The 10,376-nt window shown below is 37.5% G+C and carries 15 protein-coding genes and 1 pseudogene; 2 read left to right on the forward strand and 14 right to left on the reverse strand.

Features of this window, described 5'->3' with window-relative positions:
* From AC11ZT_RS06440 to AC11ZT_RS06450, 3 genes are all read right to left on the reverse strand, one after another.
* Nucleotides 1-567: ComEC/Rec2 family competence protein (locus AC11ZT_RS06440; protein WP_484058807.1), on the reverse strand; the 567-nt coding region annotated here is incomplete at its 3' end.
* Nucleotides 568-616: 49 nt separating this feature from the next.
* Complete coding sequence (locus AC11ZT_RS06445) at nt 617-1,180, reverse strand: ComE operon protein 2 (RefSeq protein WP_484058808.1); 564 nt, start codon at nt 1,178-1,180, stop codon at nt 617-619.
* A gap of 61 nt (nt 1,181-1,241) precedes the next feature.
* Entirely contained in the window at nt 1,242-1,820 is a 579-nt protein-coding gene (locus AC11ZT_RS06450) for a helix-hairpin-helix domain-containing protein (RefSeq protein WP_484058809.1), read from the reverse strand.
* A gap of 84 nt (nt 1,821-1,904) precedes the next feature.
* Between AC11ZT_RS06450 and comER the strand changes: the two genes are divergently transcribed.
* The gene (comER, locus tag AC11ZT_RS06455; protein WP_484058810.1) at nt 1,905-2,729 is read left to right on the forward strand and encodes a late competence protein ComER; all 825 of its coding nucleotides are present in this window, start codon (nt 1,905-1,907) and stop codon (nt 2,727-2,729) included.
* Nucleotides 2,730-2,923: 194 nt separating this feature from the next.
* Here comER and AC11ZT_RS06460 read toward each other — a convergent pair whose 3' ends face one another.
* From AC11ZT_RS06460 to AC11ZT_RS06495, 8 genes are read right to left on the reverse strand one after another with little or no spacing between them, the layout of a single operon-like run.
* Nucleotides 2,924-3,661 (reverse strand): class I SAM-dependent DNA methyltransferase, encoded by a 738-nt coding sequence (locus AC11ZT_RS06460; RefSeq protein ID WP_484058811.1) that lies wholly within the window; start codon nt 3,659-3,661, stop codon nt 2,924-2,926.
* Nucleotides 3,658-4,014, reverse strand: coding sequence for a ribosome silencing factor (gene rsfS, locus AC11ZT_RS06465; protein WP_484058812.1), 357 nt, complete (start codon nt 4,012-4,014; stop codon nt 3,658-3,660). Before rsfS ends, AC11ZT_RS06460 begins: the two co-directional genes overlap by 4 nt.
* Complete coding sequence (gene yqeK, locus AC11ZT_RS06470) at nt 4,011-4,580, reverse strand: bis(5'-nucleosyl)-tetraphosphatase (symmetrical) YqeK (protein WP_484058813.1); 570 nt, start codon at nt 4,578-4,580, stop codon at nt 4,011-4,013. The genes rsfS and yqeK overlap by 4 nt, the downstream gene beginning before the upstream one ends.
* Nucleotides 4,546-5,139: a nicotinate-nucleotide adenylyltransferase gene (locus AC11ZT_RS06475; protein WP_484058814.1), complete on the reverse strand. Its 594-nt coding sequence runs from the start codon at nt 5,137-5,139 to the stop codon at nt 4,546-4,548. Before AC11ZT_RS06475 ends, yqeK begins: the two co-directional genes overlap by 35 nt.
* Entirely contained in the window at nt 5,136-5,426 is a 291-nt protein-coding gene (gene yhbY, locus AC11ZT_RS06480) for a ribosome assembly RNA-binding protein YhbY (protein ID WP_379966084.1), read from the reverse strand. The genes AC11ZT_RS06475 and yhbY overlap by 4 nt, the downstream gene beginning before the upstream one ends.
* 3 nt (nt 5,427-5,429) lie before the next feature.
* Nucleotides 5,430-6,260, reverse strand: a complete 831-nt coding sequence (gene aroE, locus AC11ZT_RS06485) for a shikimate dehydrogenase (RefSeq protein ID WP_484058815.1) — start codon at nt 6,258-6,260, stop codon at nt 5,430-5,432.
* A gap of 14 nt (nt 6,261-6,274) precedes the next feature.
* The gene (gene yqeH / locus AC11ZT_RS06490) at nt 6,275-7,381 is read right to left on the reverse strand and encodes a ribosome biogenesis GTPase YqeH (protein ID WP_484058816.1); all 1,107 of its coding nucleotides are present in this window, start codon (nt 7,379-7,381) and stop codon (nt 6,275-6,277) included.
* A complete protein-coding gene (locus AC11ZT_RS06495) occupies nt 7,382-7,900 on the reverse strand; it encodes a YqeG family HAD IIIA-type phosphatase (RefSeq protein ID WP_484058817.1) in 519 nt (172 codons plus the stop codon).
* A gap of 389 nt (nt 7,901-8,289) precedes the next feature.
* On the opposite strand from AC11ZT_RS06495, the gene AC11ZT_RS06500 reads away from it, so the two are divergent.
* Entirely contained in the window at nt 8,290-8,442 is a 153-nt protein-coding gene (locus tag AC11ZT_RS06500; protein ID WP_484058820.1) for a sporulation histidine kinase inhibitor Sda, read from the forward strand.
* An 86-nt stretch (nt 8,443-8,528) separates the two neighbouring features.
* Here the strand turns inward: AC11ZT_RS06500 and AC11ZT_RS06505 are convergent, their stop codons facing one another.
* The 3 genes and pseudogenes from AC11ZT_RS06505 to AC11ZT_RS06515 form a co-directional block, all read right to left on the reverse strand.
* A complete protein-coding gene (locus AC11ZT_RS06505; RefSeq protein WP_484058818.1) occupies nt 8,529-9,308 on the reverse strand; it encodes a phosphatidylserine decarboxylase in 780 nt (259 codons plus the stop codon).
* Between the two features lie 174 nt (nt 9,309-9,482).
* Nucleotides 9,483-10,031 (reverse strand): annotated as a pseudogene (sigK, locus tag AC11ZT_RS06510) (RNA polymerase sporulation sigma factor SigK); the annotation flags it as partial.
* Nucleotides 9,997-10,376: hypothetical protein (locus AC11ZT_RS06515; RefSeq protein WP_484058819.1), on the reverse strand; the 380-nt coding region annotated here is incomplete at its 5' end. The pseudogene sigK and the gene AC11ZT_RS06515, both read right to left, overlap by 35 nt.

A 10,376-nucleotide genomic window follows, 5' to 3' on the forward strand; every position in this document is an offset into this window, starting at 1 on the left:
AGATGATTGACGAATAGAAAACAACCAATGAAAAAAGCTTATCCTTTCTACATTACAGGAGGTGAGAGAGGAGGCACGAAACAGGTAGTGAATACGCTGATGATACAAATACTCCTTGTAGTTAAAAGCCCCCTCATTTCGCACTTTAGCTGGTTCCTCAAGCTTACCTACGAAGGTACAAATAGTTCCTGGTTGAAGAAATGTCCATGAATCCTTTTCTTCCTTCGAAGAAAAAGTATAGGTCAATCGTAGCATTTCATCTTGCTCCGTTTTCACGAGTAGCGACATAACATCTCCATCTATTTGCGGCGACGCATCCACTTTCCCAATAAACTGAGAAAGGGAAGGAGTGAGATGGGTTACATTTCTCTTTTCAACATCATTCATATACATATAAGTCAAGAAAAAACCAAACATACAAACAATAAACATTCGCCTTTGTAACATAAAAAAAGCAAACATACCATAACTGACAATAGCTACAAAACAAAAAGATGAAAAATGAAAATGAGCAGCACAAATCGCGATAATAACCCCTATTGCAACATACCCCCACTGTCCGTGCAATAGTCATCCATCCTTTTATCAGATTGTTCACTAGAACTCTGCTTACTGTCTATTCTGCATTCTTAGTAAGTTTCTTTGCTTGTTGTAGTAATGCAAACGCTTCTTGTTCATTTCCTACTTCATTAGATTCAAGTAATTGTTTGAGTTGATTAAACTGCTCCACTTGTTCCAAGGATGCAATTGTATATTCCAATGGCACTTTACGTACTTTCACATTTGCTTGTTCATATAATTGGCTTGCATAAGGATGGTTTTTATAATCTTCTGCATAATAGACAGCTGAAATACCACTTTGAATAATCGCCTTACAGCATGGTAAGCAAGGGTAATGAGTTACATATATTTCTGCCCCATCCGTTTTCACACCAAATTTTGCACATTGTAACAAAGCATTCATTTCCGCATGAATCGTTCGCACGCAGTGATTGTCAATAACATAGCAGCCTTCGTCAATGCAATGCACCCCGCCTGTTATGGACCCATTATATCCACCTGCGATAATTCGTTTATCTCGTACAATCGTAGCCCCTACCGTTAATCTTGTACATGTGCTTCGTAATGATAAAACATAACTTTGTGTCATAAAATATTGATCCCAAGAAATTCGCTCCATTTCATTCCCGCCTTATCTTTTTCTTTAAGTTTACCTATTAATCGGAAACATCGTCAATCCATTATGGTACAATAATTTCCTCTTTCATTTTTTCCAGAGATTTTTCACCAATTCCATCAACCTCTAGTAAATCTTCTAATTTCTTAAATGGACCTTTCTGCTCTCTATAACGAATGATACTCTCCGCCTTTGTAGGACCAATACCAACTATGGTTTCAATTTCTTCCTTTGTCGCTAGATTGATTGCTACTTTCTTCTTCCCTTGCTGCTCTTGTGCTACTCCCCCTTGTTCGCCAACATGAGGCACATATAGAAGCATCTGATCTTGTACATATTGAGCTAAGTTTATTTTCTTCACATCTGCATCATTTGAAAATCCACCTGCCTTCTCTATCGCCTTTTTTACACGATCTCCTTGTGACATTTCATAGACACCTTCAGACTTTACCGCTCCTTTAATATCAATGACAATACTTTCTGATTTCACTTCCTCGCTTTTTTTCGTTACTTTTTCTGATTCAATCGATTTAGCGGGCGGTGGTTGTGTCTTAGCACCATTTGTATTCCAATAAAACATACTAAAAAGAACACCAATAACACATAGTAGGATTCCCCACTTTTTTACCTTTTCGATTCTCATGCACTCCTTTTCATTTCATTCATAAAGTAGCGATTCTCTTCATATTGTTTAGGAGAAAACCGTTAGGAAGGAGGGGATGTAATATTGAACATAGGAGTGATAGGAACAGGAAATATGGGTACCCTCTTAGTCGATGCATTTGTGGAAGCTCATGCCGTGAATCCTTCCTGTTTCACAATAATTAATCGTACTGCGACTAAAGCATTTCACTTGAAAGAGAAACATCCTTCCATTCATATTGCAGCGTCTATTAAAGAACTAATTATCCGTAGTGATTTCATTTTAATTTGTGTGAAGCCTCTTGAGATATATCCGATTCTCCATCAACATGCGGATTTATTCACGAAAGAAAAATGTTTAGTTTCCATAACGAGTCCCGTAGATGTAGAACAAATACAATCTGTAGTAGCAGCCAACGTAGCTCGTGTTATCCCCAGTATAACAAACCGAGCATTATCAGGTATTTCACTCTGTACGTTTGGTCATTCCTGCAGTGAGCATTGGCGGACCATTATTTATACACTATTTCAATCGATTTCTACACCTGTTGAAATTGAAGAAGAGGTGACAAGAGTTGCTTCGGACATTGTAAGCTGCGGACCAGCATTCTTTAGCTATTTACTTCAGCAATTTATACACGCTGCGGTGTGTGAAACCAAAATCACACATGAGCAAGCAACAGAACTTGCAAGTGGAATGCTAATCGGGATGGGCACTTTGTTAGAAAAAAATTATTTTTCACTCCCCTCTCTGCAGCAGCAGGTTTGTGTGAAAGGTGGTATTACGGGCGAAGGAATTCAAATTATGGAAAACGAACTAGGGGATATGTTCAATCATCTTTTCCAGCGCACGCAAACAAAATATGAAGAAGATAAGCTTGAAATACAGAAACAATTTAAGAAATCCTAATGTTCATGTTCGACCTATTGTGACCATATCCTTTTCGTGCAAATTAAAGGAAAAGATACAAATGCTGCTTATGTATGGACGTTTTGCATGTACTTTTTTTCTGTTATGAATAAGGCATTTTATAAATTTAAAAAGAAACATAGAAAAAGGAATGAAACCTGTGTGTTTCATTCCCTTGTTAATGATTAATAAAATTATTTCTTTCGAGCAGCAAAAAATATCCGTTCTGTTTGCTCTGTAACAGGGTTCATTTCTAAATCTGTTATGCTCATAATGGAAAAGCCTGCTTCTTCTAGCCAAGTTTTTAAACGGGCAACTTCATATGCTCGTTGCACATGAAACTCTTCAAAGCGAACAAAGGATTCCTCATTCGGTTCTTTTACAAAAAATGTTAATTCATGTTCAATCGAATCTTTCATTTCCCCAGGAAAGCAATTCCAAATGAGAGCAATCTGTTCCTCATTTATCGTAAATGTCTCGTTTTCAAACACATTATGAATCTTATACAAGGAATGCACATCAAACAAAAACAACCCTTCATCTTTTAAGTAATGATGGATACGCTTAAAGGTTTGCTTTACACCTTCTTCATCTGTTACATAATTTAACGAGTCGCAAAATATAGTAATCATATCATACTGCTCAGGCAATTCAAGCTCCCTCATATCTTGCATAAATAAAGGTACCGAGAACTCAGCAAGCTTGTGCTGTGCAATTGTTAGCATTTCTTCTGAAAGATCCACACCTGTTACATTGTATCCCTTTTTTACGAGTGGCAATGCGATATTGCCTGTCCCGCATCCGACATCAAGTAAGCTGTTACCAAAAATAGAAGCCTCTTGCTTTTTTGCTTCTATATACTGGATCCATTTCTCATAGGGAATATCATTCATCAGTTCATCATACAATAAAGCAAATTGTTCGTATCTCATCTCTCTATTTCTTCCAAGATGTCTACACGTGGCACATCGCCCCATAAACGTTCTAAGTTATAATAGCTACGTTCTTCACGATGGAAGATATGAGCCACAACCTCTCCCATATCAACTAATACCCAGCGGCCTTCATCAAACCCTTCCATATGCTTTACTTCATACCCGTTCTCGTACACTTTTTCCTTCATTTCCCGCGCAATAGCTTGAACTTGTTTATCAGAATTCGCTTGGCAAATAACAAAGTAATCTGTAAAAGGAGAGACTCCTTTCATATTTAATGCTACGATATCTTCTGCTTTTTTATCTTCAGCAGCTTTCGCTACCACATTTAATAATTCATGTTCATTCATCCAGTACATTCCTCCTTGAGTATTGCGTTATACGTTGCCACTGTTAATGGATAAATTCTTTGATTCCGCTCCATTAAAAAGAAAATTGTATTTTTCAATGCCTGTAATAACGCTTTGTTTATATCTTCTTTTGCTAGTGTTCGAACTTCTTCAACACCTTCAAACTTTCGTCCTGGTTCAATATAATCAGCCAGCCATATTATTTTGTCAAGCAACGTCATATGTTCATGTCCACTCGTATGGTACGTAATTGCCTGAAGGATAGCGGCATCCGAAATACCTACTTCCTTCGAAACAAGATAAGCCCCAACTGGTGCGTGCCAAAGCTCTTTATTATAGTCCAGTAAATCAGGAGACATATGTTCACGTATAATAATTTCTTCCATTTCATGAATCGGTCTACATTTCGCATAATCGTGAAAAATGGCCGCCATCTCTGCTTTTTTCGGATCTTCCCCATATTGCTCGGCCAATAGGATAGCAGTTTCCATAACACCGACTGTATGAACATATCGTTTCTCATACATCTGTTTACGCACGATTGCTAACGCTTGCTCCCGCTCCATATAATCCATTCCTCTCAATATAAGTTTGCACCTTCTTAGGCACCAAATATTTTGTCGTTCCCCCAGAAGAAAATCGGTCACGAATAAAAGAAGAAGATACAGCAAATTCCGGTATTTCTAGTTCTTTAATATTATAAGGAGTTTGAAGAGAATATCCAGGTCTTGTAACTCCAACAAATTGAATAAGCTCAAGCAATTCATCAATTTTAAACCATTTTGGCAAATACTCTACCATATCTCCGCCAATAATAAAATAAAACTGTTTTTCCGGATAGTTTTTCTTTAATTGTATCACAGTATCATACGTGTAAGATGGTCCTTGCCTTTCTAATTCAATTAGACAAATCGAGAAATGCGGTTCATGGTCAATGGCCAGCTTTAACATTTCCACACGATGCATGGTGCTAGCAACATCCTTTTCCAGCTTATGCGGAGGTATTTTGTTCGGCATGAACCAAATTTCATCCAATTGCAGAGCATGATATGCTTCATTGGCTATGAGAAGATGACCGTTATGCGGTGGGTCGAACGTTCCACCGATAATCCCGATTCTATTCATGGCAATGTAATTTGCTTATGCTCGGTTGATTCTTTGTAAAGTACAATACTGCCACCAATAACTTGGACAAGCTCAGCTTGTGTTGATGTTGCTAATTCTTCTGCAACTTCATGACGATCATATTCACAATTTTGTAAAACACTAATTTTTATCAATTCACGTACTTCCAAAGCTTCCCCAATTTGTTTTACCATATTTTCATTTACGCCACCTTTTCCTACCTGAAAAATAGGTGATAGATGATGAGCCTGTGCGCGTAAAAATCGTTTTTGTTTTCCTGTTAACATGTGTTATCCTCCAAGTTTTGTTATAACGAGTTTTTTCATTCGTTCTACATTCGGCCATGTTCCCGTCCATAATTGAAACGCCAATGCCCCCTGATACACGAACATATCGATTCCATTTTGAACAATGGCTCCAGCCCGTTTCGCTTCTGTTAAAAACATGGTTTCCCTCGGATTGTAAATAATATCAGAAACGATTGCGCCTTCTCGAACTCGTTGAATAGAAAGCGGTGTTTCATCTACATTCGGATACATCCCAACCGAAGTCGTATTTACAATAATATCGTATGTGTGTTGTTGTTGAAATGCTTCTTCCATCGTTACAGCATGACTACATGTATGATACTTACAAGATTTAATTAAGTCTTCCGCACGGGAAACCGTTCGATTTGCAATATCAATTTGCGTGATACCCTTCGATGCAAGCGTAAAGAAAATGGCACGACATGCTCCGCCAGCACCTAGAAGCAGAACCCGTTTATTCATTAATGAATCCGATGCGATTGATTCCAAAGCACGTACATATCCTGCACCATCCGTATTATACCCGACCAGCTTTCCGTTTCGATTTATAACGGTGTTAACTGCGCCAATTTGTTTGGCTAGCTCATCAATGCTATCGAGATGTTCCATGATTGCAACTTTATGGGGAATCGTCACATTGAAACCTGATATTTCCATTGCCCGAAATCCCTTTACCGCATCAAGAAGCTTATCCTCTTCTATTCGGAAAGCATGATAATGAGCATCGATTTGCATGGAAGAAAATGCATCATTGTGCATATCTGGTGATAAAGAATGACCAATTGGATTCCCAATAACACCGTATAATTTCATACTCTACCCCGCCTTTAAATTAAAGATTTCCGTATAGAAGCACTAACACCCTTCGGAACATGAATCGCAATTTTTGCCCCAGGTTCATTGATTGTAATCCAACCTAATCCCGAAATGACAACATCCATTTTCGGCTCATGAATAACAAATTCATGTCTTACTAGCTCTGGAAAAGTAGCAACCTCTTCTGGCATTGGTGGACTCAGAAGCTCCCCTAGATGCTTTGCATATAAATCATCTGCATTTTCAAGCTTCGTGCGATGTATGTTGACTGCATTTGATATATAGCAAACAAAGGAACGTCTTCCTCCGCTCAAATAATCAAATCGAGCCATGCCGCCAAAGTATAATGTTTGTTGTTCATTCACTTGAAAAATCTTTGCTTTCACTTCTTTCGAAGGCGTAATCATTTTTAAACTCTTTTTGTTCACATAATGTGCCATTTGGTGATGATTAATAATTCCTGGTGTATCGTATAGTGACGATGTTTCATCTAAGGGAATGTCGATTAGATCAAGAGTTGTTCCTGGAAAATGAGAGGTTGTTATGACATTTTCCTTTACATCTCCAAAATCTTTTATCATACGATTGATAAAGGTTGATTTACCAACATTTGTACATCCTACTACATATACATCTCTTCCTACGCGATACGTCTCAATAGCTTGTGCTAATTCATCTACACCATTTCCCGTTTCCGCACTAATTGCAAACACATCTACCGGTTTTAATCCCAGTTGCTTCGCACTATATTTCATCCAATGAATAAGCTTCTGACGTTTTACTGATTTAGGAAGTAAATCTACTTTATTTCCAACTAAAAGCACGGGATTGTTACCTACAAATCGTTGCAGGCCTGGCAACCAACTCCCGTTAAAATCGAAAATATCTACAATTTTTATGACAAGTGCATTACTCTCCCCAATTCCATGTAAAATGCGAAGAAAATCATCATCTGTTAGCGAAACATCCTGTATTTCATTGTAATGCTTTAGACGAAAGCAACGCATACAAACTACATTTTCTTTTTCTAAAGAAGAAGGAGGTGCATACCCAATTTCTTCAGGATGTTCTGTTTGAATAACTGCACCACAGCCTATACATTTTAATACTTCTTCCAATCACAATTCCTCCCACTCAATATAACCTTGTCGTTTTAAACGATTCAATATCCGTTTCTCAATCACTCGATTAAATCGAGTAGACCAACCATCTGAATTCGCAACGGGAACGACGAGAATTGTATATAGCTTCAGTCGATTTCCACCGAGTATATCTGTTAGCAGTTGATCACCTATCACAACCACTTCATCTGGTTTTATATCCATCTTTCGCAGCGCACGTTGAAATGCCGTTAATAAAGGTTTTCGTGCCCGATGAATGAATGGAAGCTGTAGCGGATCTGAAAATAATTTCACGCGTTCTTCTTTATTATTAGAAATAATTGTTACCTTAATGTCATTGTCACGCATACTAGTTAACCACTCGATAAGCTTCGGCGTTGCATTTGGACGATTCCACTCAATTAATGTGTTATCTAAATCTGTAATAATCCCTTTCACACCACGTTGCTTTAATTTTTCTGGTGAAATTTCATAAACATCCTTTACAAATTCGTTTGGTAAAAATAATTTTAACATGGTACCACCTCTTCTATGAGAAATTAGGATGCAGTAATGCTATCCATGTTTCCCAGTGCATGACGAAATTCGTCATGTCCTCCACTTTCTTATCCTATATGTATGATCGCAAGTACTGCGGATTTATAACCAAACTACGGATAGAACTAGAAAAATAAGGAAATGTTTCGACAGCATTTTTTTCATCACTACTTGTGGATAACATTGTACACATTTTCCACCCCTACCAAATAACAGGAAAACCGTGTTACACACATTTACTTAACAGGTTATCCACGCAGACATGTGGATAACCAAACATTTGTACTAAAAGGAATTTTTTGGTACATTCATATCAGAACAAATCATAATTCCTTACTTGGAGGTGAGTTGCCTACGTGGCAGGAAGTATGGAAAAACTTTCAGACGAGTTGCTGACTGAGTCTTATTATAAAGCAAAAGAATTAAATTTAAATCCTGAGTTTATTCTCCTTATGAAACAAGAAATGCTTCGTCGATCATTAAAGGACAAGCAGCAACAATCCTATTTAACCCATATATAAATCCGCTGGTACTAAGTAACTACACTCTACTATACAAAGGAACATCTTTCTTTCTACCACAAATACATGTTCTTTACAACCTTTTCCTACAATACCTGTGCAATTATCTGTCCTACAACTACAGCTTGTCCTTTCTGAATAGAGGAAGTAGCGTTTACCATCCCCTCTTCAAAAAGAAGGACGACGGTAGAACCAAAAGTAAAGTAGGCCATTTCTTCGCCTTTTCGCAGAAAATCATGTTCATGCAACAGTTCAATGCTATTTACAAACATTGCACCGACTTTCACAATGGCAGCCTGCTTTCCTTCACAACTTATTTCAGTTATCATACGATAATTTTTACTTAACGGTTCTTTCCCATACTTCATACCTAGTCGATTCACCGGATACGATTTTTTCCCTAATGAATAGCGTTCTAGCACTTGACCAGATAGAGGACTATGAATGCGATGATAATGGCTCGGACTTAAATAGAGCACAAAAAACGTTCCATCCTTGTAACGTTGTGCTCTTTCTTCATTTCCTAGCATCTCCCTAACAGAGTAATGCTTGCCTTTAATAATAAAGTCTCTATCTTTTGTTATGCGACCATAGTCTTCCAGCACCCCATCTACAGGACTAATAATAGTAGTAGGAGAGGAATCAATTTGTCGCATGCCATCCTTTAAGCGTCTTGTAAATAATTCATGTAATGTTCCATAGCTGCGCAAATCCTTTTCCATTTCCTCTTGATTAATATGGTACGTACGCGCATATGATGGAATCACAAAAGAACTCAAACTGGACTGTGAAAACTTTCTTAACACATATGAAGTAAACCGACCATTTGTCAATTCAATGAACAATCGATACAAAGCTTGCAACAATGATCTATCCTCCTAATCTAACATTCATAAATGGAGGTGACCCTACGGGAGTCACCTCATCAAATATATTCTTTACACAAAAATGCTGAATACTTATTATTATATTCGAAAACACACTTTAACTCCATAACGAGATGCAATCTTACAGCTCGCTTCCAAACAAATGCCCCGCTATTATCCTTCACGTCTGCCCTTTCTTTCTTTTTCGGAACGAACAAATTCATGAAACATCTTCATTAACGCGCGCTTCTCAATTCTAGAGACATAGCTACGTGATATTCCTAATGCCTTAGCAATTTCGCGTTGCGTTTTTTCTTTATCCATGCCAAGCCCGAAGCGATTTACAATTACTTCTTTTTCCCGTTCATCTAGTATATCAATAAACTCACGTATCTTTTCAAGCTCCATACTCAGCTGAATCGTATCGATTACATCGTCTGACTCCGATTTTAATATGTCAATTAATGAAATTTCATTTCCTTCCTTATCCTGCCCAATTGGATCATGTAAAGAAACATCCTTCTTTGTCTTCTTTAACGCGCGTAAATGCATTAAAATTTCATTTTCAATACACCTGGCAGCATAAGTTGCTAGCTTTGTTCCTTTACTTTGAGAATAACTTTCAATTCCTTTAATTAAGCCAATTGTCCCAATTGAAATTAAATCCTCTGCATCTTCACCTGTGTTTTCAAATTTCTTGACGATGTGAACGTGAAGCAATAACGTCAAGTGGACCTTTTATCGCAATCTGAATTACGTCCGATGTGGAATCAATCCGAATATCATCAATAAGTAGGTCGACGAGCTTTTGTTTTTCTTCAAACGTAAACAGGTTATCCTGAAACAAGCTCTTTATTCCGCTCATAATGTCTGCTATATCAGCCTTTGTTAAAGTAGCTTTCTGACGTTCCAAATCCATTTTCATCTCGGCAATTCGTAATTTTAACTCATTGGCTTCCTGATTCACTTTTTTCATATCTTTAAGCATTTCTTCTTCTGTAATTACTTCCTTCACATACATACTTTTAATACGTTCACGCGAATTCAATTTCTGGTGTAATTGCTTTT

Source organism: Ectobacillus sp. (genome assembly GCF_056992975.1).